The sequence below is a fragment of the Nocardioides sp. B-3 genome (genome assembly GCF_024703895.1).
In the GTDB taxonomy this organism is placed as follows: Bacteria; Actinomycetota; Actinomycetes; order Propionibacteriales; family Nocardioidaceae; genus Nocardioides.
On sequence record NZ_CP087968.1, the window covers coordinates 869,447 to 892,833 of the forward strand.

Genomic DNA, 23,387 nt, shown 5'->3' on the forward strand with positions numbered 1-23,387 from the left:
AACTTTCATTCACTCCACGAACAACCCTGCTCGAATACGACACCGGTAGCGAGATGACTTCCGGCCATTCTTGGCGGGTTGTCTGCCTCTCCTCTGACATGATCTGGGCGTGGGTGCCCAGCAGAAGGTCCTCGACCCCGCCGGTTCCCGGCCCAGCGCGCCTCTCTCGGTCGTCGCGTCCCGGCTGGTGCACGCCTACACCGCCTCGGGCATCGTGCTGGCCTTCCTCATGGTGATCGCCGTGATGGAGGGTGACACCGTCCGCGGACTCTGGCTTTTCCCCGGTGGCCATGCTCGTCGACGGCACCGACGGCTTCCCCGGCCCGCTACGTGCAGGTGAAGCGGCACGTCCCGTGGTTCGACGGCGCCCTGCTCGACAACATCGTCGACTACATCACCTACGCGTTCATGCCGATGGTGCTGCTGTGGAGTGCGGGCTACCTCGGCGACGGCACATCGGCGACCGTGCTGGCCGTGGTGCCGCTCGTCGCGTCGGTCTACCAGTTCTGCCGGGTCGACGCGAAGACCGACGACCACCTCTTCCTCGGCTTCCCGAGCTACTGGAACATCGCCGCGTTCTACGTCGTCGTCCTCGACCTCGCGCCCGGCGCTGTGACGGCGGTGCTGCTGATCTGCGCCGTGCTCGTCTTCGTCCCGATCGGCTACGTCTATCCGTCGCGCACCACCACGCTGCAGGTGCCGACCCTCGCCCTCACCGTCCTGTGGCTGGCCAGCTATGCCGTCCTGCTCGCGCAGTTCCCCGACCCCAGCCCGATCTGGCTGGCGATCTCGCTCGCCTACGTCGCCTACTACGTCGCGCTCAGCCTCTACCTGACCACGCGCCGGAGCCGATGACCACGCGCTGCACCTGCCTGACCTCGGCAAAGAGCCGCCCCGGTGACTGTGGGCACGGTGTCACCTGAAGACACGGATGCCACAGTGAGTGGCATGTCGATGACCCTCTCCGACCTGCAGGCGCGCGGCCTCGAGATCGCCGCGAAGTACGACGACCTCAACCTCGCGCAGCGCGGGCGCACGTGGACCCGCGCGGAGACCCTGATGGGGTTCGTCGGCGACGTCGGCGACCTCGCCCAGCTCGCGATGGCCGCCGACAACGTGCGCTCCGACTTCGGCACGCCCGAGGAGACGCACGACGCGCTCGCACGAGCTCGCCGACTGCCTCTGGGCGGTGCTGGTGCTGGCCGACCGCTACGACGTCGATCTCGAGTCGGCGTACGGCGAAGCCATGGACGAGATCGAGCAGCGGCTCGCTCCCGGGGTTTCGTGACGGTCGCTGCTCGACCTCCTCAACCGCCGAGCCCGGGGCGGACCTAGTCCAGTGGCAGATGGTTGTGGATCACCGATTTCGACAGCCAACTGCCACTGGACTACCGAGGCGGGCGAGCGGTGGCTCACGCCCGGCCGACGCTGAGGCGGACCTCGACGACGTCGCCGAGCGCGACGCCTTCAGCCCTGCGGACGGCGTCCTTGAGCGGCAGGAAGTAGGTCTCCTCGCGCGGGAACATCGACGTCGTGAAGGATGTGTCGCCGAGGAAGGCCGTCACCGGGATCACGCCCCAGTAGGCGACCTCCGCCTTGACCTCGTCGATCAGGTCGGCCTCGTCGGGCGGCAGCGGCACGAAGTAGTAGGGCGCCGGCCCACGCCACTCGACGATCTCCCCGGCGAACTCGAGCTCCATGCCGACCACGATAGGGCTCGCCAACCGGGCATCGGCGACACTGACGCCATGACCGAACTTCCCCGCAAGGGCATCGCCCGTGGTGCGCGGCTCGCGGCGCTGCCCCCGGGCTACGCCGGTCGCACCGCGATGGGTTTCGGCAAGCGGCTGGGCGGCGCCCCGCGGAGATGGTGCTCAACGAGGTGCAGCAGCGCACCGCCGAGCAGCTGTTCAAGACGCTCGGCGAGCTCAAGGGCGGAGCGATGAAGTTCGGCCGGGCCCTGAGCGTGCTCGAGGCCGCCCTGCCCGACGAGCTGGTGGCGCCGTACCGCGCCAACCTGACCAAGCTGCAGGACGACGCACCGCCGATGCCGACCCAGACGGTGCGCGACCAGCTGGAGAACGACCTCGGCCCGACACGGAAGAAGCAGCTCGTCTGGCTCGACGGGGGTCCGACCGCTGCTGCCAGCATCGGGCAGGTGCACAAGGGGCGTTGGTCCGACGGGCGCGACGTCGCGGTGAAGGTGCAATATCCCGGCGCCGGCGAGGCGCTCATGGGCGACCTGCGCCAGCTCGCCCGCCCGGCGAAGGGCATCGCGCCCGTGTTCCCCGGCATCGACATCAAGCCCCTCGTCGCCGAGCTGCAGGCGAGGGCCGCCGACGAGCTCGACTACTCCCTCGAGGCCGAGGCACAGCGTGCGTTCGCCGAGGCGTTCCTCGACGACCCCGACTTCGTGGTGCCCGACGTCGTGGCCAGCGGGGAGAAGGTGCTGGTCACTGAGTGGCTCGAGTCGCCGTACAGCCTCGCGCACGTCATCCGCGAGGGGACGCAGGAGGAGCGCAACCACTACGGCGAGCTGCTCGCTCGCTTCCTCTTCTCCGGGCCCGCGCGCACCGGGATGCTGCACGCCGACCCGCACCCCGGGAACTTCCGCCCGATCCCCGAGACCGGGCAGCTCGGCGTCCTCGACTTCGGCGCGGTCGCCCGGCTGCCCGAGCGTCATCTCCCGCGCGATGGGCACGCTGATCCGGGTCGCGCGCGACGCCGAGCACGACCAGCTGGTCGCCGGGCTGCGCGAGGAGGGCTTCATCAAGGACAACGTGAAGGTCGACCCGCAGCTCGTCCTCGACTACCTCTCGCCGTTCATCGAGCCGGCGCGCGTCGAGAACTTCCGCTTCAGCCGCCAGTGGATGCGGACGCAGTTCGAGCGGATCAACAACCCGCGCGACCCCGCCTTCACGATCGCCACCAAGCTCAACCTGCCGACGAGCTACCTGCTGATCCACCGCACTCGGCTCGGCGGCCTCGGCCTGCTCAGCCAGCTCGAGGCGGAGGCGCCGTTCCGCGCGATCCTCGAGGAGAACCTTCCGGGGTTCGCGGTCTGACACGATGACCGCCATGGACTCCGCTGCCGCCCTCGCCCGCTGGCACGCCGTGGTGAAGAGCCGCGACGCCGCCGGCCTGCCCGCCCCGGTCGCCGAGGACGCGGTCTTCCGCAGCCCGGCCGTGCACACGCCGCAGGTGGGCCGCGACACGGTCGTCGGCTACCTCACGGCGGCCTTCACGGTGCTCGGGCCGGAGCTCGCCTACGAGCGTGAGTGGCTGGCCTCCGACTCGGCCGTGCTCCAGTTCCGCACCACTGTCGGGGGTCTCGACGTCAGCGGCGTCGACATCATCACCCGGGACACCGACGGCCAGATCACCGACTTCACCGTGATGATCCGCCCGATGAAGGCACTCAACGCCGTGGTCGAGCAGATGGGCGCCGAGCTGATGCGGATGCTCGCGGGCTGACCCTCAGCCGACCCAGAATCCGCGGTCGCCCATGCCCCAGCCGCCGAATTGTTCCCTGTACGTCGACGCCGACCGATCGCCGAGATAGGACCCGACCACGGCCGCGCCGAGGTCGTCGAGCTCCGGCGAGACCATCCGGCCGTCGACGCGGCGGGCCATCGACTCGATGAACCCGGCCGGGCCGGGGTCCTCGCCGAGGCGGAAGAACGTGGTCTGCGCGCCGATGCGGCGTGAGTTGTCGAGCTCGCGCACGGTGTTGGCGATCGTCAGCGGGTGCGGCGGGTAGGAGAACCAGACGTCGCCGTCGGGCTCGAGGTGGCTGGTGGGTTCGCCGTCGGTGACGATCAGCAGCACCGGCTGGGCGTTGGGGTGCTTGCGGAAGTGCCGGTTGGCCAGCAGCAGCCCGTGGTGCAGGTTGGTGCCCTTGTCCCAGCGGGCGTCGAGGGCAGTCAGCTCCTCGATCTCCATCACCTGTGCGTGCCGGCCGAAGCCGATCAGCTGCAGGTGGTCGCCGCGGAAGCGGGACTGGATCAGCTGGTGCAGCGCGAGTGCGGTGCGCTTCATCGGGACCCAGCGGCCGTCCATCGCCATCGAGAAGGATGTGTCGACGAGCAGGGCGACCGCTGCCCGGGTGCGTTCCTCGGTCTCCTGGACCTCGATGTCGTCGACCCGGATGCGGACGCGCGGAACGCCGGGGTTTCGTGACGGTCGCTGCGCGACCTCCTCAACCGCCGGGGAGCCCGCAGTCCGCAGCACGGCGTTGGTGATCGTCCGCGTCACGTCCCGGGGCTCGGTGTCCCCGAACTCCCGAGGCCCGGGTCGCTCCGGAGAGCTCGCCGGCGGACCCGGCGTTGCGCGACTCGCGTTGCCCCCCGGCGCCCGGACATCCGGGTGGCGACGTCGCGGAGCAACGCCTTGCCGAGCTGGCGCATCGCCTTGGGTGAGAGCCGCAGCTCGCCGTCGGAGCCGCGTTTGAGGTAGCCGCTGTCGCGCAGCGCCTTCTCGAGCTCCGACAGGGTCCGTGCGTCGACGGCGGCCCGGTCGCCGAGCTGGCGCGCGAGGGCGTCGAGGTCGACGTCATCCATCCGCGCTCCGCCGCACGACTGGGAGAGCTGGTCGGTGAGGGCGTCGAGCTCGGCGAGGTCCCGGAAGGCGCCGGTGCCGTCGCCGAGGCCGAGGCCCTGATCGCCCTCGAAGCTCTCCGAGCTGCCCCAGTCGAGATCGGGGCGCAGGGACTGGAGATTGGCGTCCATCCGGGCGAGCTGTTGCATCAGCTCGGGCGAGCCGAACGCCTGCTGTGAGAGCTGCATCAGCTCGGCTCGCTGCTCGGCGGTCATCGAGTTGAGCATCCGCTGGGCGGCGGCCGAGCGCTCGGCGAGGGTGTCCATCAGCTCGTCGATGTTCTGCGGGTTCTCCGGGAAGAAGTCACCGTGTTTTCCCATGAAGTCGGCGAAGTCCTCGTCGGTGTCCTCACCGCGCGAGTGCGTCTCGAGGAGGTCGTTGAGGTCGCCGAGCATCTCGTTGATGGCGGCGCGGTCCTCCTCGGTCGCGCCCTCCATGGCCTCCTTCATGCCGGCGAAGCGCTGGTCGAGCAGCTCGCGGCCGAGCAGGTCCTTGATCTCCTCGTAGGCCTCGCGTGCCTCCGACGATTTCCAGTCGTACGCCGCAAGGTCGGCCACCGCAGCGGCCGTGCTGTCCGGCAAGGCATCGAGCTGGAGCTCGCGGAAGGCCCGGTCGCTGTCCTCCATGACCACGTCGCGGGCCAGCTGCCCGCGCTCGGCGAGCACCGCCTTGTCGAGCAGCTCGCGCACCTGCTGCATGGTGCCGTCGAGGTTGTGCCGCTTCAGCAGGTCGCGCCGCTTCTCCGCGATCCGGCGCGCCGGGTCGTCGAGGCCCTGCTGGTCCTTGCCGCCACGACGAAGGAACTCGCGCATGGCGCGCTCGGGCGAGTAGCCAGCCATGACCTCCCGGCCGATCGCGTCCAGCGCTTCCGCCAGGTCGACCGGCGGGGCGAGCGGGTCGCCGCCGTCGTACTTCCGGTAACGGCTCATCCGTAGACCGTCTCCCGCCCGTCCGTCTCCTTGCCGACGCGACGGGCGAGGTAGAGCCCCTCGAGCGCGAGCTCGATGGCGCACGCACGCTCGCCGTCGTTGGTGGCGTCGATGCGGGCACCGATGTCGTCGTAGACCTCGGACTCGCCGAGCACGGGCAGTCCGGACAGGAACTCCCGCGCGGTCGTGGTGCCGCTGGTGGCGATGGTGGCGCCGTCCTCGATGGCCTCGACGAGCAGGCCCAGGGTCGAGGCCACGGAAGTGGCCCCTGACGGATTCGGCGATCGCCGTACGCAACAGGTGGGTCAGGACCTCGCTCTCGCGCCCCTCCTCGCCGGTCTCGAACTCGATCTTGCCGCCGAGCACCTCGACGGCGGTCTCGAGGTCGACGACGCGAGCGACGGCGAGGTCCTCGCCGTTGACGGTGGCGCGGTGCAGCGCGGCGGCGGCGATCGTCTCGGCGCCGGCGATCGCGAACCGGGCGCTGACACCCGAGCGCTGGTCGACGGCACTCGACTCGCGAAGGTTGCGGGTGAAGCGCGCCGGGATCTCGACGAGCACGTCGGGCACCTCGGCGACCGGGTCGGCCTCCCGGCGGATCACCGCGATCTCGTCGGTGATCTCGAGCGGGTAGTGCGTGCGGATCTCGGCGCCGAAGCGGTCCTTGAGGGGGGTGATGATGCGCCCGCGGTTGGTGTAGTCCTCGGGGTTGGCGGACGCCACGACGAGCACGTCGAGCGGCAGCCGCAGGACGTAGCCGCGGATCTGGATGTCGCGCTCCTCCATCACGTTGAGCATGGCGACTGGGATGCGCTCGGCGAGGTCGGGCAGCTCGTTGATCGCCACGATTCCCCTGTGGGATCGGGGGATCAGGCCGAAGTGGATCGTCTCGGGGTCACCCAGCGAACGCCCCTCGGCCACCTTCATCGGATCGACGTCGCCGATCAGGTCGGCCACGCTCGTGTCGGGGGTGGCCAGCTTCTCGGAATAGCGCTCGTCGCGGTGGCGCCGGGGAGATGCGCAGCTCATCGCCGTACGTCGCCAGCGACTGCTTCGAGGTGATCGTGATCGGGTCATAGGGGTGCTCCCCCAGCACGGACCCGGAGATGACCGGCGACCACTCGTCGAGCAGGCCCACCAACGAGCGGAGCAAGCGGGTCTTGCCACGGCCGCGCTCGCCGAGGAGGACGAGGTCGTGGCCGGCGATGAGCGCGCGCTCGAGCTGCGGGATGACGGTGTCGGCGAAGCCGTGCAGGCCCGGCCACGGGTCGACACCGGCGCGGAGCCGGGCGAGGAGGTTGTCTCGGAGCTCGACGCGCAGCGACTTGAGCTCGTGTCCGGAAGCGCGGAGCTCGCCGAGGGTGGCGATGGCGGGAGGTGGGGTCACGCTCCCACGCTAGTCCGATCACGCAATACGTCACCCCGGACACGTCTGCGTCGTTACCGTCGCGTACACCTCAGACGTCAAGGAACTCACGTGGCTCGCAAGTTGCTCAAGACCAACGATTCGGCCCGGCTCTTCGCCGAGAAGTCCAAGACCCCGATGCAGGTGGGGATGCTGGCCAATCTGGCCGTCCCGGAGGGTCAACCGACCTTCGTCGCGGACCCGGTGGCCCGCTGGCGTGAGGTGAAGAGCTTCGCGCCGCCGTTCAACTACCTGTTCAAGACGCTGCCGGTGCCGAGCTGGGTCGAGCTGCCGGACGAGGAGATCGACCTCGACTACCACCTGCGGCACTCCGCGCTGCCCGCACCCGGCTCGCAGCGCGAGCTCGGCGTGCTGATCTCGCGGCTGCACAGCGCCAAGATGGATCGCCGCTACCCGCTCTGGGAGTGCCACGTGATCGAGGGCCTCGAGGAGGGGCGCTGGTCGCTCTACTTCAAGGCGCACCACTCCCGGGTCGACGGCGTCGGCGGCATCAGGCTGCTGAAGCGGATGCTCTCGGCCGATCCCGACACTCGCGACATGCTGCCGCCGTGGGCGGTGGGCACCCGTGGGCCGGACCAGTCCGGCATCCTTCGCACGAGCGCCACCCTCGACATCGTCCGCCCCGAGATCTCCTCACTCGTGGGCGGTCTCGTCGACGCCGGCAAGAACGCCACGAGTGTCGCGACCTCCCCGGGCCGGACCTACCTCGAGACGGCGACCGGTCTCGGTGACGTCGAGCGCGCGGCGCCGTTCCGCGCTCCCAAGTCGATCTTCAACGGACGCATCCACACTCCTCGCCGCTTCGCGACGCAGAACTACTCGATCGACCGGATCAAGAAGGTCGCCAAGGCCGCGGACGCCAGCCTCAACGACGTCTTCCTCACGATCACCGGCGGCGCACTGCGGCGCTACCTGATGGACCAGGGACAAGCTCCCCGAGCAGACGCTCACGGCCAACGTCCCGGTGTCCGTGCGCAGCGGCGACGGCGCTTCGGTCGGCAACGCGATCACCTTCCTCTACGCCATGCTCGGCACGGACATGGACGACCCGATCGAGCGCATCGCGCGGATCAAGTCCTCAACGCGACTCGGCAAGGAGCGGCTGCCCGATGTCGGCGGCATGGCCATGGACGCCTACACCGCTGCCCTGATGCTGCCCTTCATGGCGCAGGCCATCTTCGGCTTCGGCGGTCGCGGCAAGCCCGCGTCCAACCCGGTGATCTCCAACGTCCCCGGCCCCGCCGAGACGCGCTACCTCGACGGCTCCCAGCTGATCGAGTTCTATCCGGTGAGCCTGCTGTTCAACGGCCGGGCCCTCAACGTCACGGCAGTGTCCTACGACGGCAAGTTCAACGTCGGCTACACCGGCTGCCGTGACTCCATCCCCTCGTTGCAGCGGATCGCGGTCTACTCGGGCGAGGAGCTGGACAAGCTCGAGGAGCGGCTCGGCATCGTCGCCTGAGCCGCTGTTTCAGGCGGGGAAGCGCACGCCCCCGCTGTCGGGGGCAAAATCGGAGGCCGTCGTCCCGGAGGCGACCTGCGCGAGCGAGCCGAACTCGGTGGCGACCGACCACTGGAAGCTCGATGCGTCCCCGACCACCGACGCCGGGAAGCTCAGCACGAGCGTGTCGCCGACCGGTGTGGCAGTGACGCCGCTCGCGGCGCCGAACCCGGCTCCGCTCGGCGAACGCGAGCTCGCGCTCCAGCCCTCCTCGGCCGGGTGGCCCCGGGCCTCGTAGTCGACCCGGCCGTCGAGGTCGACGTCGAAGAAGGCCACGACGTTCTCCACGTTCGACCCGTCCCAGACCTGCGGCAGCGTGCCCGCGACCCGGATGCGCACCTCGAACCCGCCGGCCGTGCGCGTCACGACCGCACCCACGGCGTCGGCATACGCCGGCGCGCCGGTGAGGCTTCCACGGACGTCACCGCGTGCGTCGCTGACGCTGGCGGAGCCGGCGCCCCCGGCCGTTCGTCGGGGTCGGCGACGTGCTGTCCGGCCCCTTCGTCGCGCTCTTCGTGGGCGTGGCAGTGGGCGTGGCAGTGGGCGTGCTCGACGACGTGGTCGCCGGGCTGTCGGGAGTGCTGCTCGACGCCGCCGGCGACGGGCTCCCGGACGGGCTGGATGCGTTCGAGGGGGCCTTCTTCGGCTTCCTCGAGCCGTCGCGCTCGCCCTTCGGCTTCTGCTTGCCGGCCCCGTCGGCCACCGCCTTGTCGGCGCCCTGCTTGCCCTTGCCGCGCCCGTGCTTGCCCTTGCCGGGCTTGAAGTCCGGCTCGAGGCTGGAACCCGCGCCGGCCGGGTCATCGGCACCGGAGGGCGCACAACCGACGCTCGCCGTACCGACGACGAGCAGGATCGAGGCGACGAGAACCCGAGAAAAATTCACGTCCTTCAAACTCTTGCCAAGTGCGTTGGTTACGGCCCAAACTCTGCCTTCGTAATCAGCCACACCGGGAGGGGGGTGGGCTCGCGACACCCGTCACGAGATCTGAATGGGGTGTAGCAACAACCTCCTCGGAAGGCATTTCATGCGCATCACCATGCTCGCAGTTCCCGCGGCCGTCGCCGCACTCATCGCCGGTGGCACGGTCGTCGCCACCGCCGAGCCCGGCCCCAACGGCCACAACACGTTCGGCCTCTGCACCGCCTACTTCCACGGCTCCGAGAAGGGCCGGGAGATGAAGCGCAAGGCTCCGCCGTTCGCCGGTCTCGAGGCCGCCGCCGAGGCCGCCGACATGACCGTCGAGGAGTACTGCGCGGCCAACGGCACCCACCCGGGTGGCGGCAACAAGCCCTGATCCGGGCGCACATGACGCAGGGGTCTCGCCTGTCGGCGAGGCCCCTGCAGGGCATTTCCCCCCATCTCGACCATTGCGGGCGGCGACGGTCGGACGGACGATGGGAGCGGCCAAAGGAGGCGCTCATGTCGCTCGCACACCGCTCGGTCGCGATGATGCTCCCGGTCACCGACGTCGACCGCGCACAGAAGTTCTACGCCGAGTCCCTCGGGCTCGACTACACCGGCACCAACGACGAGGGCAGCGCGATGTTCGCGCTCGAGGGCGGCTCCACCCTGCTGCTGCTCCCACGTCCTGACGGCACCCGCTCCGAGAGCACCGCGATGAGCTTCGAGGTCGACGACATCGGCCGCGAGGTCGCCACGCTCGAGAGCCGGGGTGTCGTCTTCGAGGACTACGACCTGCCGGAGATCAAGACCGTCGACCACGTCTGCGAGTTCGGCACCGAGAAGGCCGCCCGGTTCAAGGACCCCGACGGCAACGTGCTCTGCGTCCACCAGACGGTGGCCTGATCGCTAGGTGCCCGTGACGCCGTCGATCGATTCGCGGATCAGGTCGGCGTGACCGTTGTGGCGCGCATACTCCTCGATCATGTGCAGCATGATCCAGCGCAGGTCGAAGGGCGTTCCGGCGTGCTTCGACTCGACCTTCGCGAGCAGGTCGAGGTTGTCGCCGATCTCGTCGAGCGTGCGGTTGCCCGCCTCGATCGCGTCGTCCAGCAGGCCGAGCAGCACCTCCGGTGAGTCGTCGGCCGCCGTGCGGAACTCCCAGTCCGGGTCGCCCTCCCAGTCGACCCCGACCCACGGCTCGGCGTCCTCGTTGCCGAGCAGCACCACCGAGAACCAGTTGTCCTCCACCAGCGCCATGTGCTTGAGCAGGCCGCCGATCGACAGCGTGCTCGGCGGCAGGGTCTGGGCGAGCTGCTGCTGCGTCAACCCCGCAGCCTTCCGCTTCAGGGCGTGGCGGTGGAAGTCGAGCCACGCACGCAGCTGGACGATCTCGCTGCCGTTCGTGGGCGGGCTGTGGCGTTCGGTGTCAGACATGCCCGCGAGGCTAGCGGCCGGCGTCGGGCCGCTCACCCCGTTTACGACGCGGCGGTGACCGTCCCCTTGGAGCGGGCGAAGTTGGGACTGCCGAGGTACTTCGCGATCACCTTGTAGGTGCCCTTGTCGGGAACGTTGCCGAACCCGGCCTTCGCTCCGCCCGTGGCGCTGAGACCGACGATCGCCGATCCGAGCTTGATGCCGTTGCGACGCAGGACGAACTTCGCCTTGCCGGTCGGGACTCGGCCGTGGGCAGAGGTCACGACGGTCTTCACGACGACCTTGTTGCGGGGTGAGGCTGTGGCCCAGCGAGGGTGATGACGTCGTCGCGTCCTTGGTCACCGTGACGTTGACCGGCGCCGATGTCGAGGGGCTGAAGTCCGCCGCAACCGTCGGGGCGAACGACGCGATCACGGCGTACGGCGTGGTGGACGCGCCCACCAACGGCCAGTCGAGGTCCACCTTCCCGCTGTTGGCGACGTCGGCCGTGAGGACCTTGTCCCCGACCTTCAGCTCGACCTTGCCGGCCGGCTTCTGGCCGTTGGTGGCCGCGTCGACGCTGACGGTCACCTTGGCGGTCTCGCCGTAGGCGAGCGTCGCGGCCCGGACCGTCACGGTCGTGGTGGTGGCGGTGGGCGCGGCGTGCGCCGGCACGCCCGTGCCCAGCGCCGCGGACAGCAAGAGCGCCCCCGGCAGCAGCGCGCACAGTCAGTCGGATGGTGCTCACAGGGGGTCTCCTTCGGTCGCGACGTCCCGGCCGCAATGTAGCGCCGTTTAGGCTCGCGGGGTGTTCACTCGCGACTGTCCGTGCGGTTCGGCATCGCCGTACGACGCCTGCTGCGGGCCGCTCCACCGCGGCGCCTCCGCGGCGACCTCGCCCGAGCAGCTGATGCGCTCGCGCTTCTCGGCGTACGCCGTCGGCGAGACCGACTACGTCTTCCGCACTCGGCACCCGCGCACCCGCCCGGACGACCCGGCGCCCGAGCCCGGCCTCACCCGGACCCGGCTCCGAGGTGCTCCGGCGCGACCGGCGTCGAGGTCGAGTTCGTCGCGCACTACGACTCGCCCGCCGGAACCGGGCGGCTGCACGAGCGCAGTGTGTTCCGAGCAACGCGGGGGTCGCTGGGTCTACGTCGGTCAGGCGTCGGGCGAGCAGTCCGTCAGGCAGTAGGCCATCCCCGCCGGGTCGGCCATCACCGTCCGGGCGTCGTGGTCCGCGACCACCAGCGCGCCCGGGGCCCACGTGCCGCAACAGCTCGCGCTCACGCGACGAGCAGGCGAGGTCGAGGTGCGCGCGGACCGGCCCGTCGTCGCCGACGCGCTGGAGCAGGACCCGCAGGGCCCGGGTCGGCGGGGCGGACGAGCCGCTCGAACTCGGCGTACGGCGAACCGGTCTGCTGCCACCCGAGCAGCGACCGCCAGAAGGCGGCCTCGGCGTCGAAGTCAGCACGCGGGGCGTCGATGCACACCTCGGTCGATGATGCTCCGCGAGCCGTCGGGCCAGCGCGCGGGTGGCGCGGCCTGCGCTGCGGGGTGCGACACGAAGCAGAAGGTCAGCCCGCCGGGCGAGCGCATGACGAGGTAGCCGTGGTCGGCGACCTCCTTGGCGCCGATCTCCACCGCACGATCGGCGCTGGCGCGGGGGTCCGGGACGTGCAGGTCGAGGTGGATCCGCGGGGACTCGTCCCCGACCCGCTGCATCCGCAGGTGGTCGTCGCCGGTGGGCGGGACGAGGGTCAGGAACTCCTCGTCGGCGCCGCGACGTGCCGAGGGCGACCAGCCACTCACGGCAGACCAGAAGGTCACCGAGGGCTCGAAGTCGGGGGCTGGTACGTCGATGAAGGCGCTCATCCAGAACACGACCCGAGCCTAGGTGATCAGAGGCTGGGACCCTCGCCGCGAAGCTTGTCGACCTCGGACATCGCGTCGCGCAGCTGGCCGAGCCATTCGTCGGCGTGCTCGCCGACGAGGCGGACCGACCGGGGCGAGGGCGTCCGAGCGCGAGCGGGCCACGCCCGCGTCGACCGGGTGTCGAGCACCTGCCGCTCGGGCTGACGCAGGCGCGTCATCACCGGTGCGGACACGTGCGTGAACAGCGCCGTGGTGTCGCCGAGGCTGGTGCCCCACGAGACCTTGCGCTGGTAGCGGGCCTCGGCCTCGAGAGCGATCTCGATCCGCTGCTCGCGGGTCTCGGACCGGAAGCGGCTGATCCGTCCCTCGGCCTCGGCCGCGGTGGCGGACTCGTCGGCGAGGGTGCCGATCACGAGGATCTCCTCGCGGTCGGTGGTCACGTCGACGGACGTGAACCACTCGGACGGCAGCCTGCCGGCGAACCAGTCGGCGGCGTCATCGGCGCTGGGCAGGTCGGCGACCTGCCAGCCGCCACGACCACGTGGGCCGCCGTGCCCACGGCCCGGTCCGCGGCTTCGACCGCGTCGTTCGGTGTTCTCGTTCGGGGTGTTCATCACGATTCTCCTTGGTTTCGTTACATGATTACACCGTTACAACGCATACAGAGCAAGAGAATTCCCGAGAAGACCCGGAGACGCGTCAGCCCGCGTCGACCCAGCGCTCGCCGACCCGCTCGGGCGTGGCCGCGCCACCCGTCACCTCGGCCACGATCGGGCCCACGGACAACGGGGGTGGTGGAGCCGACGAGGGAGCCTCACGCCCTCGCCGTACGCCGCATCGAGGACGACGAGGCCACGCGCGCGCCGCTCACTCTCCACCCGTCCGGCGGAACCGTGGTCGAGGGTGATCGCGAACTCCGTGACGAGGTCGCGTCGCAGCGTGCCGGCGGAGTCCGGGGGCGACACGGACGGCGTCGCCGTGCGCGCGGACGAGTCCGCCCGCTCCGAGCAGGGTGCCGCCGAACCACCTCGTCACGACCGCGGCCACGTCGGAGACCCCAGCGCCGCGGAGCACCTCGAGCATCGGCGCACCGGCGGTGCCCGCGGGCTCGCCGTCGTCGGAGGAGCGTTGCAGCGTGCCGTCCGGGCCGAGCACGAAGGCCGAGCAGTGGTGCCGCGCGTCCCAGTGCTCCTTGCGTTGTGCCGCCACCAGCGCTCGGGCGGCAGCCTCCGACGGCACGCGCTGCAGGGTGCACAGGAAGCGCGACCCCTTCACCTCGACCTGACCGGAGGAGTCGCGACCCAGCGTGAGGTAGGACGTCACTCCCGCTCGTCCCGGGTGACCTCGACCCGCTCCGAAGCCCTTGTGCCGCTGCATCCGGGCGTAGGACGCGTAGGCACGCCGGTCGGCCGGCGTCACGTCGACGGCGTCGGTGAAGGGCGTCAGCAGTGCCCGCGGGAAGAGCCGGCGCGCGATCACGACGTTGATCTCCATGGCCAGCACCGCCATCACGGCGCCGATGAACAGGAAGCCGACCAGCCCCGGGACCAGCCCGAAGGTCTTGGTCATCGAGGTCGTGTCGACGAGCACCTCGGCGACGTACAGGGCACCCAGCAGCTGGAGGCCCTGCCACATCAGCGCGAGCGCGAACCCACCGGGCGCGGCCCGCCGGAAGCTGTGCTGGCCGGCGGCGGCGAAGCGGAACAGGACGGTCAGCATCGTGCCGACGATGAGCGCCGTCGCCAGCGGCAGCAGCACCCCGAAAATCTGGTTCAGGGTGCCCACGTCGAAGAACGCGCCGGTCGTGCTGGCGACGGTCGACACCACCGAGACGGAGAGCAGCGCGGCGCCGGCCGTGAGCAGCAGGACGAGGCTCTTGACCCGCGCGTAGAACGGATTGGGGCGCGAGTTGCGCGGCACCGACCGGGCGACGTGCATCGCGTTCTGCAGCGACTGCGCCAGCCCGAGCGACCCGTAGAGAGCGGCGAACGCTCCGAACGCGACCCCGGCGGCCGAGCCCCCGGAGCCCCTCGGGCCGCCCGAGCTGATCGCCGATGATCGGGAACTGGCTGAGCGCGGAGCTGAGGATGTCCTCCTGCCACTCGGGCTTCGCGCCGAGCACGAAGCCGAGGATCGAGGTGCCGAGCAGCATCAGCGGGAAGATCGCGACGAACGCGTAGTAGGTCATCATCGCGGCCGGGTAGTTGCCCCGGTCGTCGAAGAACTTGTAGATCACCCCGAGCGGGAACCCGATGACCGGATGCCGACGCTGGAAGCGGTCGACCGTCCCCACAACTCCCACGCGAGGCACGCTACCGGGCGGGCCCGCGAAGGCGGGTCACCAGAGTCCGAGCACGCCGCCACCGAGCCGGATCACCAGCGCGGTGACGACGACCGGGGAAGAAGATCCGCACGAACCGCGCCCCGCGGGCCATGGCGACCCGCGCTCCGGCATAGCCGCCGATGATGTTGGCCGCGGCCATCATCAGCGCGAGGTGCCAGATCACCGCGCCCTGCGGGATGAAGACGACGAGCGCGGCGAGGTTGGTCGCCCAGTTGGCGAGCTTGGCCTTGGCCGAGGCCCGGAGGAAGTCGTAGCCCAGCAGGCCGACCGGGGCGAAGACGAAGAACGAACCGGTCCCGGGTCCGATCGCGCCGTCGTAGAACCCGACGGCGATGCCGGTCATCAGCACTGCGGACACGTGCTGGCCGCCGCTGAACCGCAGCCGCGTCAGCGAGCCGACGCTCGGCTTGAACCACACATAGGAACCCACCAGCACCAGCGCGACCGGGATGATCGGGTCGAAGGCGCTGCGTGGCATCAACGACGCCACCAGCGCTCCGCCGAAGGAGCCGACGAAGGCGGCGAGCATCAGCGGCAGGAAGGTCCTCGGGTCGGGCCGCATCCTTCGGAAGTACGTCGCCGCGCTGATCGACGTCCCGCAGAAGGACGCCAGCTTGTTGGTGGCCGCGATCTGCACGACCGAGGCGCCCGGCAGCCCGATCAGCAGCGCCGGCAGCTGGATCAGCCCGCCGCCACCGACGACCGCGTCCACGAAACCGGCCGCCGGGGCGGCCGGGACCAGGGCGCGACCGTGCTGGTGGACAGGTCCAAGTCAGCGCTTGATTTCCCGGACTCGGATCAGGTCGTAGCCCGCCGGCATCTCCCCGGAATCCCGGGCACCCGAGTCCGGTGGTCTCACCGGCGGGGATCTCCTCGGAGGTGCAGCGGATCGTCGACCGGAGCTTGCCGTCGGCGACGAAGATGAACTCGAAGACCGCGAACCGCGCCTCGTCCGCCCCGTTGGTCACCTCGCCGGTGATGTAGGGCCGGTCCACCTGTTCCATGCTGATGGTCTGCTTCGAGGACTCGATCGTCCAGTCGTCGGCGACGGTGAACTCGTTCCGGGTGAACCCCTTCCCGAGCTCCACCTCCACAGCGGCCTTGGGGTCGGCGGGCTCCTCGGACGAGTCGTCGGAGCAACCGGCGGCGAGCAGGAGCAGCAGTGCGGCCAGCAGGCCGCGCACGATGATCTTCACGGCGCCATCATCACCCGCGGGCCAAGAACGCCAGCAAATCCTGACGCGTGAGCACACCGACGGGCTTGCCGTCCTCCTGCACCAGCACGGCGTCGGAGGACTCCAGCATCTTCACTGCCTCGCGGGCCGGCGACGTCGAGCCGATGGTCGGCAGCGCCGCGGACATGTGGTCCTCGACCGGGTCGGTCAGCTTCGCCGTACCGGCAAAGAGGGCGTCGAGCAGGGTGCGCTCGGACACCGAACCGGCGACCTCGGCGGCCACGATCGGCGGCTCCGCGCGCACGACGGGCATCTGCGAGACGCCGTACTCTCGGAGGATGTGCACGGCCTCGGCGACCGTCTCGCTGGGGTGCGTGTGCACGAGGTCGGGCAGCTGGCCGGACTTGCCGCGCAGCACCTCGCCGACGGTGCGGTCCCGGGAGTCGCCCTCCGTGGCGAAGCCGTAGGAGCCCAGCCACTCGTCGTTGAAGACCTTGGTGAGGTAGCCGCGACCGGAGTCGGGCAGCAGCACCACGATGACGGCGTCGGTGCGACCCTCGGCGGCGAGCTCCTCGGCGAGCTGCTTGGCGGCAAAGGCGGCCATGCCGGACGAGCCGCCGACGAGCAGCGCCTCCTCACGGGCGAGGCGGCGGGTGTAGGCGAACGAGTCGGCGTCGGAGACCTCGATGATCCGGTCGGCGATGCTCCGGTCGTAGGTGTCGGGCCAGAAGTCCTCGCCGACGCCCTCGACGAGGTAGGGGCGACCGGTGCCACCGGAGTAGACCGAGCCGGCGGGGTCGGCGCCGACCACCCGGACGTCAGGGTTCTGCTCCTTGAGGTAGCGACCGATGCCGGAGATGGTGCCGCCGGTGCCGACGCCGCACACGAAGTGCGTGACCTTGCCGTCCGTCTGCTCCCAGACCTCCGGACCCGTGGTCTCGTAGTGGGAGCGCGGGTTGTGCGGGTTGGAGTACTGGTCCGGCTTCCGGGCACCGGGCTGCGAGGCGAGCCGGTCGGAGACGTTGTAGTAGGAGTCGGGGGTGCTCGGGAGCGACGGCGGTCGGGCAGACGACCACCTCGGCGCCGTACGCCTTCAAGACGTTGCGCTTGTCCTCGCTCACCTTGTCGGGGCACACGAAGATGCACTTGTAGCCCTTTTCCTGCGCCACCATCGCCAGCCCGACACCGGTGTTGCCCGACGTGGGCTCGACGATCGTGCCGCCGGGCTGCAGCTCACCGGACGCTTCGGCGGCCTCGATCATCCGGGTCGCGATGCGGTCCTTCACGGACCCGCCGGGGTTGAGGTACTCGATCTTGGCGAGCACCAGCGGCCCTTCGGCGCTCCCGAGGTCGTCGAGAGAGGTGGACAGCCTCAGCAGCGGGGTGTTGCCGATGAGGTCGAGGAGCGAGTTCACATACTTCACCCGATCAATGTAGTCATCTACCCGCCCGTAGCATGAAGTCGTGGGGACCACAGGGGCAGCACGCAAGCTCGCATCGGCCGCCGCCTTCGGTGGCGGCGGTCTTTCCGTCCTCGGTGCCGGGCTGTACGGCGTGCTGCGGGCCGAGGCCACGCTCGCGCGTCGAGCCATCGGCGAGCCCAACGGCGAGCGCCCTCCGGAGTCGAGCGGGTGGTACGGCCGTGGTCGCCCCGGCCCCGCCATCCGGATCGCGCTGCTCGGCGACTCGAGCGCCGCCGGCTACGGCGTGGAGCGGGTCGAGGACACCCCCGGCGCCCAGCTCGCGAGCGGCGTGGCAACCCGGGCCGACCGGCGCGTGCACCTGCGCGAGTTCGCCGTGGTCGGCGCGAAGTCCAGCGACCTGCTGGCCCAGATCGAAGCGGCGCTGCCGATCAGGCCAGATCTCGCAGGTCATCCTGATCGGTGCCAACGACGTCACCCACTCGGTGACCCCGTCGCAGTCGGTGCGCCACTTGTCCGAGGCCGTGCGGCTGCTGCGTGACAACGGTGTTGCCGTCGTCGTCGGCACCTGTCCCGACCTCGGCACCGTCAAGCCCATCGCTTCCCCGCTCAAGCAGGTCGCGCGCACCCGGTCACGCAGGCTGGCCGCTGCCCAGACGATCGCGGTCGTCGAGGCCGGTGGGCGCACCGTGGCGCTGGCCTCGATCCTCGGCCCGGAGTTCGCCGCGGCCCCCGCGCTGCTCTTCGGGCCCGACCAGTTCCACCCCTCCGCCAACGGCTACAAGCAGCTCGCCTCGGTGCTGATCCCGTCCTGCCCGGCCGAGCTCGGCCTGATCCCCGACGACGAGGCGCTGCCCGCCGCCTATCGCGGCGAGGGAGTCCTGCCGGTCGCGGCCGCCGCCGTGCGCGCCGTCAAGACGCCCGGCACGGAGCTCGGCGGCACCGAGGTCTCGGGCGCCCAGCGCGGCCTGCGCGGTCGCTGGGTCGAGCTGCGGCACCGCCGACGCCACCCGAGCCCGGACGTCGAGTCGCCGGAAGCCTCAGAGAACGACACCGAAAATGACGCCGGCCCCACGTCCATCGACGCGGGGCCAGCGGAGTAGCTGCAGATCAGTCCTGCTGGAAGATCGCCGGGATCCGGAGCAGGTTGGTGTAGATCCAGACGAGGCTGACGGTCAGGCCGAAGGCCGCCCGCCACGAGTCGCGCTCGGGGAGCCCGGCGGCGATGCCCTGCTCGACGAAGTCGAAGTCGAGGATCAGCATGAACACACCGAGCACCGGGCCACCGATGGCGAACAGCAGGCCGGTCGTGCCGAAGCCGAAGAAGCCGATCTGGTTGCCGAAGAAGCTCAGCACCATCTCCATCAGACCGAGCGCCACCATGCCGAACATGGCGGCCACGACGAAGGTGCGGAACTTGTTGCCGACCTTGATGTCGAAGAACTTGTAGGCCGCGAGCGTGCCCGCGAAGGCCGCGAACGTGCCGATGACGGCCTGCAGCACGATGTCGGTGCCGACGCCGGCGACGATCGGGATGAACTTCGACAGGGCACCGAGAGCGATGCCCTCGAGCACGGCGAAGGCGAGCACCAGCGGCGGGCTGATGACGCGCTTGAACGAGTTGACCATCGACAGCGCGAACGCGCCGAAGGAGCCGACCATCAGGGCGAGGTAGAGCTTGCCGATGGCGTCGGAGTTCTCGATGCCGGACTCGGTGACCGAGTCACCGGTCCAGAACCACGTCGCGGCAGCGGCCGCGATGACGACGGCCAGCGTGATGGCGGTCTTCTGGACGACCGAGTCGATCGTCATCCGGCCCCGGTCCACTCGGCCGGGCGTGCCCGTGCCGTAGGTCGACGGGTCGCCGTACTCCGGGGCTGACGGCGCCCGGCCGTAGCCCGGGTAGGGCCTGTCCGCCGCCGGCGTAGGTCTGGTTGCCGTAGGCGTTGGCCGAACCGTTGAATTCCCGGGAACGGGCGAAAACGGGGTTGTTGCTCTTCATGGTCTCTCCTTGGAGGCCGATGCACATGGTGCTGCTCGTGCTGCCAACCATACTCGGCAGCCACTGATCCAAACGTGCGAGCAGGGCCCGATGTTCCCCTTTCACGTGAGGTGCCCCGACTGGGATTCGAACCCAGACTGCGCGGTTTTTAAGACCGCTTCCTCTGCCGGTTGGGATATCGGGGCTACAGGTAGGTCTTGCGAGCGTAGATGGCGTGCGCGCCCCGCGGCCCGGTCGAGGAAGAGCAGGCCGTCGCAGTGGTCGATCTCGTGCTGCAACGCGCGCCTCGAACGCGTTGGCTTCGAGCTGCACCTGCTCGCCGGTGCCGGGCAGCTCCCCGCGTACGACGACGCGGGTTGCCCGCTTCACGTCACCGGTGAAGTCGGGGACGCTCATGCAGCCCTCCCGGGCCTTCTCGTTGCGCGAGGACTCGACGACCTCGGCGTTGCAGAGGACGAAGGTGCCGTGGTGATCGCGGGTCTTGGGGTGCTCGGAGACGTCGACACAGAACACCTTCACGCCGACCCCGACACGGGGTGCGGCCAGTCCGACACAGCCGGGTGAGACGCGCATGGTGGCGACCGGGTCGGCCGCCAGCTGCACGATCTCGACCGAGGTCGGGTCCACCCGCGCACCGTCGCCCGACAGCACCGGGGCGGGCGCGCGGACCACGTCGAGGACGCGCCCGTCGACGCCGAGGTCCTCCACCCGCCGGGCGGAGAGCAGCTCGTTGATCACAGGTCGTCGGCCTCGGCCTCGCGCAGGGTGACGCCGACTCCCAGCCGCTGCGCCGCGTCCTTGAGCGCGGCCTCGAGGGCCGGCACATCCGCGCCCGCGGGCAGGTCGAGCTCGGCGATCAGCAGGTAGAGCTCGCCCGCGAGCCGCGTCGTCAGGTCGGTGATGTTGCCTCCCACCTGCGCGATCTCGTGGGCGACGGTCGACACGATGCCGGCCCGGTCGCCGCCGTGCACGGTCAGCACCCACGCCGACCCCGGCGCCCGGTCGGCGTGCTCCTCGGGCACCTCGCGCACGGTGACGGTCAGCGTGCCGTCGGCCGCCAGCGGTGACAGGGCCTGCTCGACGACCGCTGCGCTGCCGTCGCCGGCGCAGATGAGGGTCATGGCGAAGTGTCCACGCAGCAGCGTCATCGAGGAGTCCTCGAGGTTCAGCCCCAGCCCCGCCAGCTGCTCGGTCGTCTCGGCGATGATGCCGGGTCGGTCGTGGCCGAGGACGGTGATGGCGAGGAGGGTCACGCCGGCATTCTGTCAGGCGGTGGCGGCATCCCGGACAGGGTCGGGGACAGGATCCGGACCGGCGGGCAGCACCTGCTCGGCGACGTGCGGCCACACGCCGTCGATCACCTCGCCCGGAGTCGATCCTCGTCGCCCGCCGCACGTGCGGCTTCTCCAGCTCCTTCTCGACGACCCGCACCACGAAGGCGCGCAGCTCGTCGTCCAAGTTGGCCACCCGCAGCAGCAGCGCCGCCCGCCCGGGTGTCGGTGTTGACGGTCAGGCTCACCTCGTCCGGCTGCGGCGGCGTGACCGTCCACACGAGCGTCAGGGGTTCGTCGATCGTGACCCGCACCTCGAGCGGCACGAGCACGTCGGCGGTGAAACGCAGGCGGTCCACGGCCACGTCGAGGTCGACGTCGGCCCGGGCCGGCACCATGACCCGGAAGGCGAGCTCCTCGCCGGCCAGCGCTTCGCCGTACGACGATCCGAACTCGATGCCGGCGGTGATCTTGGCGAGCATGCGGCCCGGCCCGGCACCCATCGGCCCGAGGTCCGGGCGCTGGCCCATCACCCGGTCGACGGCCTCGCACACGCGGTCCGGCGACAGTGCCGTACGCAGGAAGGTGGCGCCGAACTCCGTTGTCATACCGACAGTATGCCCACGAACCGGCCTCAGGCCCGCATGGACCAAAGCGATTCCCTCGAGGATGTCGGCCTCGCTGACCAGCAGCTCGGCCACGGTGGTGCGTCGCAGCACCCTCGACGCGATCAGCGCGCCGGCGTCGATCACGTCCGCGCGGCCGGGGTGCATGTAGCCCAGCGCGAGCCGCTCGGCGACCGTCATCGCGACCAGCCGATCGACGTACGAGTGCACCTCGTCCACCGCATGGACCGACCGGTCGATCGCTGCCGGGTCGTACGCCGCCGGGTCGAGCACTCCGGCCGCGACCGTCGTCATGGTGCCGGCGATCCCGACGACCGCGGCAGCCGCGGCGAGGTCGACCCCTGAGGCGTCGAGCTGGTCGTCGATGTCGCGGACGACGGCCTCGATCTCCTCGCGGGTGGCCGGGTCGTGGCGGATGTGGCGCTCGTGCAGGCGGACGGAGCCGATGTCCATCGACTTCGCGGCGAGCACCCCGGTGTCGTCGCCGAGCACCACCTCGGTGCTGCCACCGCCGATGTCGACGACCGGGATCGGCCGCGGCGTCTCGTCCGGCACGTTGCTCATGGCACCGGCGAAGGCGACGGCCGCCTCCTCGTCGCCCGTCAGCACCTCCGGCTCGACCCCGAGCCGCGCCAGCACGCCGGCACGGAACTCGGCCGCGTTGCTGGCGTCGCGGGTCGCCGAGGTGGCGCAGAACCTGATCGACTCCACGCGGTACTCGGTGATCAGGTCGGCGTACGCATCGATCGCGGCGAAGGCGCGCACGAGCGCCTCCTCGGCGAGCCGACCGGTGGCGTCGACCCCCTGCCCGAGCCGGACCATCCGCGACTCGCGCACGAGCACGTCGAGACCGTCCTCGGTGCGCTCACCGATGAGGAGCTTGATGGTGTTGGTGCCGCAGTCGATGGCAGCGACGGTGGTCATGGCGAGACGCAGGGGCCGGACTCCCACCAGTCCCCCAGCAGGTCGAGCACCTCGTCGCCGAGCGGGTTGACGCCGCGGCCCATCGCCAGCGACTGGCCGGCGAGCACGTGCAGGCACTTGACCCGATCGGGCATGCCGCCCGCGGAGATGCCCTCGATCTCGGGGACGTCGTGGCCGGAGTCTCGGGCCGGGGGACCCACGGAACTCGAGGTAGGACTCGTGGGCCGCGCGATAGGCCGTGGCGAGCTCCGGGTCCTCGGAGAGCCGGTCCTGCATCTCCTTCATCAGGCCTGAGCCCTCGAGGGTGCCGATGCGGGAGGCCGCGCGGGGGCAGGTGAGGTAGAAGGTCGTGGGGAACGGCGTGCCGTTGGGCAGGCGCGGCTCGGTGGTCACGACGTCCGGGTTGCCGCACGGGCAGCGGTGGCCGACGTCGTGGATGGCGCGGGGCTCGCGCCCGAGCTGGGCCGCGATGGCGGCCTCGTCGGAGGAGTCGATCACTGGCCCGCCACGCCGTCGATCTCGCTCGCCGGGCCCTCCGTCGGCGCCGGCGGGTTGCCCGCCAGCTCGACCGAGGCCCGGGCATCCGACCACCGGGCGGTCGGGACGGTCTTGATGACCTCGTCGGGGTCGCTCAGCGCCGCCCGGCTCTCGAGCGGCTTCCCGTTCTCGTCCAGCACCGGGAACCCCGTCTCGCCGGGCATGAGGTAGCCGAAGCGGGCTCGTGCCTGCGCCTTCACGAACGCCGGGTCCTGCCAACGCTGCTTCTCGCGCTCGAGCGCGTTGATGGCCGTCTCGCGCTCGGCGATCGCCGTCTTGAGCTCGCCGATGTGGGAGCGCTGCTGGATGTAGGCGCGCAACGACGACGCATAGGACACGGTGAGTACGGCGAGCACCAGCACCAGCACGGCGGCGCGACCGGTCAGGCGGGGCCCACGCGGGGTCGCCCCGGCTGCCGCACCGACCGCCGGCATCGACCCGGAGTC

30 protein-coding genes, 1 tRNA gene and 6 pseudogenes are annotated in these 23,387 nt (G+C 70.6%); 13 read left to right on the top strand and 24 right to left on the bottom strand.

The features are described 5' to 3' along the window. The first annotated feature begins 109 nt into the window (after window positions 1-109). The 3 genes from LP418_RS05820 to LP418_RS05830 all read left to right on the top strand — a co-directional run bounded on the left by LP418_RS05820 (window position 110) and on the right by LP418_RS05830 (window position 1,335). On the top strand, window positions 110-340 hold the full coding sequence (locus LP418_RS05820; RefSeq protein WP_257955587.1) for a hypothetical protein: 231 nt from the start codon (window positions 110-112) through the stop codon (window positions 338-340). Continuing rightward, a complete protein-coding gene (locus LP418_RS05825) occupies window positions 337-855 on the top strand; it encodes a CDP-alcohol phosphatidyltransferase family protein (RefSeq protein WP_257955588.1) in 519 nt (172 codons plus the stop codon). Before LP418_RS05820 ends, LP418_RS05825 begins: the two co-directional genes overlap by 4 nt. Before the next feature lie 99 nt (window positions 856-954). Further along, window positions 955-1,335, top strand: coding sequence for a hypothetical protein (locus LP418_RS05830; RefSeq protein ID WP_257955589.1), 381 nt, complete (start codon window positions 955-957; stop codon window positions 1,333-1,335). Window positions 1,336-1,412: 77 nt separating this feature from the next. On the opposite strand, the gene LP418_RS05835 is transcribed toward LP418_RS05830, so the two are convergent. After that, on the bottom strand, window positions 1,413-1,700 hold the full coding sequence (locus LP418_RS05835; RefSeq protein ID WP_257955590.1) for a DUF1905 domain-containing protein: 288 nt from the start codon (window positions 1,698-1,700) through the stop codon (window positions 1,413-1,415). 48 nt (window positions 1,701-1,748) lie between these two features. Between LP418_RS05835 and LP418_RS05840 the strand changes: the two genes are divergently transcribed. The 3 genes from LP418_RS05840 to LP418_RS05850 are packed head-to-tail and all read left to right on the top strand — an operon-like array spanning window position 1,749 to window position 3,474. Continuing rightward, window positions 1,749-1,946, top strand: coding sequence for a hypothetical protein (locus LP418_RS05840; protein WP_257955591.1), 198 nt, complete (start codon window positions 1,749-1,751; stop codon window positions 1,944-1,946). After that, the gene (locus LP418_RS05845) at window positions 1,883-3,073 is read left to right on the top strand and encodes an AarF/UbiB family protein (protein ID WP_257955592.1); all 1,191 of its coding nucleotides are present in this window, start codon (window positions 1,883-1,885) and stop codon (window positions 3,071-3,073) included. The genes LP418_RS05840 and LP418_RS05845 overlap by 64 nt, the downstream gene beginning before the upstream one ends. A gap of 5 nt (window positions 3,074-3,078) precedes the next feature. Beyond that, window positions 3,079-3,474, top strand: coding sequence for a nuclear transport factor 2 family protein (locus LP418_RS05850; RefSeq protein WP_257955593.1), 396 nt, complete (start codon window positions 3,079-3,081; stop codon window positions 3,472-3,474). A gap of 3 nt (window positions 3,475-3,477) precedes the next feature. On the opposite strand, the pseudogene LP418_RS32615 reads toward LP418_RS05850, so the two are convergent. Next, window positions 3,478-5,525, bottom strand: a pseudogene (locus LP418_RS32615) (vWA domain-containing protein). An 895-nt stretch (window positions 5,526-6,420) separates the two neighbouring features. Next, a complete protein-coding gene (locus tag LP418_RS32620; protein ID WP_442940130.1) occupies window positions 6,421-6,912 on the bottom strand; it encodes a hypothetical protein in 492 nt (163 codons plus the stop codon). A 90-nt stretch (window positions 6,913-7,002) separates the two neighbouring features. On the opposite strand from LP418_RS32620, the pseudogene LP418_RS05865 reads away from it, so the two are divergent. Further along, window positions 7,003-7,818 (top strand): annotated as a pseudogene (locus tag LP418_RS05865) (wax ester/triacylglycerol synthase domain-containing protein); the annotation flags it as partial. Between the two features lie 172 nt (window positions 7,819-7,990). Continuing rightward, window positions 7,991-8,413: a WS/DGAT domain-containing protein gene (locus LP418_RS05870; RefSeq protein WP_257955594.1), complete on the top strand. Its 423-nt coding sequence runs from the start codon at window positions 7,991-7,993 to the stop codon at window positions 8,411-8,413. Window positions 8,414-8,422: 9 nt separating this feature from the next. Here the strand turns inward: LP418_RS05870 and LP418_RS05875 are convergent, their stop codons facing one another. Then, entirely contained in the window at window positions 8,423-8,818 is a 396-nt protein-coding gene (locus tag LP418_RS05875) for a hypothetical protein (protein WP_257955595.1), read from the bottom strand. Window positions 8,819-8,873: 55 nt separating this feature from the next. Then, window positions 8,874-9,335 (bottom strand): hypothetical protein, encoded by a 462-nt coding sequence (locus LP418_RS05880; protein WP_257955596.1) that lies wholly within the window; start codon window positions 9,333-9,335, stop codon window positions 8,874-8,876. 142 nt (window positions 9,336-9,477) lie between these two features. Here LP418_RS05880 and LP418_RS05885 point away from each other — a divergent pair, with 142 nt between their 5' ends. Then, entirely contained in the window at window positions 9,478-9,747 is a 270-nt protein-coding gene (locus tag LP418_RS05885; protein ID WP_257955597.1) for a hypothetical protein, read from the top strand. 125 nt (window positions 9,748-9,872) lie between these two features. After that, on the top strand, window positions 9,873-10,259 hold the full coding sequence (locus tag LP418_RS05890; protein ID WP_257955598.1) for a VOC family protein: 387 nt from the start codon (window positions 9,873-9,875) through the stop codon (window positions 10,257-10,259). Window positions 10,260-10,262: 3 nt separating this feature from the next. Here LP418_RS05890 and LP418_RS05895 read toward each other — a convergent pair whose 3' ends face one another. From LP418_RS05895 to LP418_RS05905, 3 genes are read right to left on the bottom strand one after another with little or no spacing between them, the layout of a single operon-like run. Continuing rightward, window positions 10,263-10,790: a DinB family protein gene (locus LP418_RS05895; RefSeq protein WP_257955599.1), complete on the bottom strand. Its 528-nt coding sequence runs from the start codon at window positions 10,788-10,790 to the stop codon at window positions 10,263-10,265. Window positions 10,791-10,831: 41 nt separating this feature from the next. Further along, window positions 10,832-11,065 carry a hypothetical protein gene (locus tag LP418_RS05900; protein WP_257955600.1) on the bottom strand — a complete coding sequence of 78 codons (234 nt, stop codon included), beginning with the start codon at window positions 11,063-11,065 and terminating at the stop codon, window positions 10,832-10,834. Beyond that, a complete protein-coding gene (locus LP418_RS05905) occupies window positions 11,062-11,517 on the bottom strand; it encodes a hypothetical protein (RefSeq protein WP_257955601.1) in 456 nt (151 codons plus the stop codon). The genes LP418_RS05900 and LP418_RS05905 overlap by 4 nt, the downstream gene beginning before the upstream one ends. A 60-nt stretch (window positions 11,518-11,577) precedes the next feature. Here LP418_RS05905 and LP418_RS05910 point away from each other — a divergent pair, with 60 nt between their 5' ends. Further along, complete coding sequence (locus LP418_RS05910; protein ID WP_257955602.1) at window positions 11,578-11,961, top strand: YchJ family protein; 384 nt, start codon at window positions 11,578-11,580, stop codon at window positions 11,959-11,961. Window positions 11,962-12,052: 91 nt separating this feature from the next. On the opposite strand, the gene LP418_RS05915 is transcribed toward LP418_RS05910, so the two are convergent. From LP418_RS05915 to LP418_RS32635, 8 genes and pseudogenes are all read right to left on the bottom strand, one after another. Continuing rightward, on the bottom strand, window positions 12,053-12,259 hold the full coding sequence (locus tag LP418_RS05915; RefSeq protein WP_257955603.1) for a hypothetical protein: 207 nt from the start codon (window positions 12,257-12,259) through the stop codon (window positions 12,053-12,055). Further along, entirely contained in the window at window positions 12,234-12,641 is a 408-nt protein-coding gene (locus tag LP418_RS05920) for a VOC family protein (protein WP_257956918.1), read from the bottom strand. The genes LP418_RS05915 and LP418_RS05920 overlap by 26 nt, the downstream gene beginning before the upstream one ends. Window positions 12,642-12,667: 26 nt before the next feature. Continuing rightward, window positions 12,668-13,255: a hypothetical protein gene (locus LP418_RS05925; protein ID WP_272496317.1), complete on the bottom strand. Its 588-nt coding sequence runs from the start codon at window positions 13,253-13,255 to the stop codon at window positions 12,668-12,670. Window positions 13,256-13,508: 253 nt separating this feature from the next. Continuing rightward, complete coding sequence (locus LP418_RS05930; RefSeq protein ID WP_336276022.1) at window positions 13,509-14,690, bottom strand: YigZ family protein; 1,182 nt, start codon at window positions 14,688-14,690, stop codon at window positions 13,509-13,511. 263 nt (window positions 14,691-14,953) lie between these two features. Next, window positions 14,954-15,697 carry a sulfite exporter TauE/SafE family protein gene (locus tag LP418_RS05935; protein ID WP_257955604.1) on the bottom strand — a complete coding sequence of 248 codons (744 nt, stop codon included), beginning with the start codon at window positions 15,695-15,697 and terminating at the stop codon, window positions 14,954-14,956. A gap of 494 nt (window positions 15,698-16,191) precedes the next feature. After that, on the bottom strand, window positions 16,192-16,764 hold the full coding sequence (locus tag LP418_RS32625; RefSeq protein ID WP_442940233.1) for a CBS domain-containing protein: 573 nt from the start codon (window positions 16,762-16,764) through the stop codon (window positions 16,192-16,194). Continuing rightward, window positions 16,741-17,139, bottom strand: a pseudogene (locus LP418_RS32630) (PLP-dependent cysteine synthase family protein); the annotation flags it as partial. The gene LP418_RS32625 and the pseudogene LP418_RS32630, both read right to left, overlap by 24 nt. A gap of 142 nt (window positions 17,140-17,281) precedes the next feature. Then, window positions 17,282-17,734, bottom strand: a pseudogene (locus LP418_RS32635) (pyridoxal-phosphate dependent enzyme); the annotation flags it as partial. On the opposite strand from LP418_RS32635, the gene LP418_RS05945 reads away from it, so the two are divergent. After that, on the top strand, window positions 17,625-18,122 hold the full coding sequence (locus LP418_RS05945; protein ID WP_257955605.1) for a hypothetical protein: 498 nt from the start codon (window positions 17,625-17,627) through the stop codon (window positions 18,120-18,122). The pseudogene LP418_RS32635 and the gene LP418_RS05945 sit on opposite strands and share 110 nt — an antisense overlap. After that, window positions 18,085-18,684 carry a hypothetical protein gene (locus LP418_RS05950; protein WP_257955606.1) on the top strand — a complete coding sequence of 200 codons (600 nt, stop codon included), beginning with the start codon at window positions 18,085-18,087 and terminating at the stop codon, window positions 18,682-18,684. The genes LP418_RS05945 and LP418_RS05950 overlap by 38 nt, the downstream gene beginning before the upstream one ends. A gap of 7 nt (window positions 18,685-18,691) precedes the next feature. Here LP418_RS05950 and LP418_RS05955 read toward each other — a convergent pair whose 3' ends face one another. From LP418_RS05955 to LP418_RS05990, 8 genes and pseudogenes are all read right to left on the bottom strand, one after another. Then, window positions 18,692-19,393: a Bax inhibitor-1/YccA family protein gene (locus LP418_RS05955; protein ID WP_257955607.1), complete on the bottom strand. Its 702-nt coding sequence runs from the start codon at window positions 19,391-19,393 to the stop codon at window positions 18,692-18,694. Then, the gene (locus LP418_RS05960) at window positions 19,305-19,583 is read right to left on the bottom strand and encodes a hypothetical protein (RefSeq protein WP_257955608.1); all 279 of its coding nucleotides are present in this window, start codon (window positions 19,581-19,583) and stop codon (window positions 19,305-19,307) included. The genes LP418_RS05955 and LP418_RS05960 overlap by 89 nt, the downstream gene beginning before the upstream one ends. A 111-nt stretch (window positions 19,584-19,694) precedes the next feature. Then, a tRNA-Leu gene (locus LP418_RS05965) sits at window positions 19,695-19,768 on the bottom strand. Window positions 19,769-19,913: 145 nt separating this feature from the next. Further along, window positions 19,914-20,321, bottom strand: a pseudogene (locus tag LP418_RS05970) (peptide deformylase); the annotation flags it as partial. Beyond that, a complete protein-coding gene (locus tag LP418_RS05975) occupies window positions 20,318-20,836 on the bottom strand; it encodes a glycine cleavage system protein R (RefSeq protein ID WP_257955609.1) in 519 nt (172 codons plus the stop codon). The pseudogene LP418_RS05970 and the gene LP418_RS05975, both read right to left, overlap by 4 nt. Window positions 20,837-20,940: 104 nt before the next feature. Further along, entirely contained in the window at window positions 20,941-22,404 is a 1,464-nt protein-coding gene (locus LP418_RS05980) for a Ppx/GppA phosphatase family protein (protein WP_257955610.1), read from the bottom strand. Beyond that, window positions 22,401-22,902 (bottom strand): annotated as a pseudogene (locus tag LP418_RS05985) (DUF501 domain-containing protein). Before LP418_RS05985 ends, LP418_RS05980 begins: the two are co-directional and overlap by 4 nt. After that, complete coding sequence (locus LP418_RS05990; protein WP_257955611.1) at window positions 22,899-23,375, bottom strand: FtsB family cell division protein; 477 nt, start codon at window positions 23,373-23,375, stop codon at window positions 22,899-22,901. Before LP418_RS05990 ends, LP418_RS05985 begins: the two are co-directional and overlap by 4 nt. Window positions 23,376-23,387 lie beyond the last annotated feature (12 nt).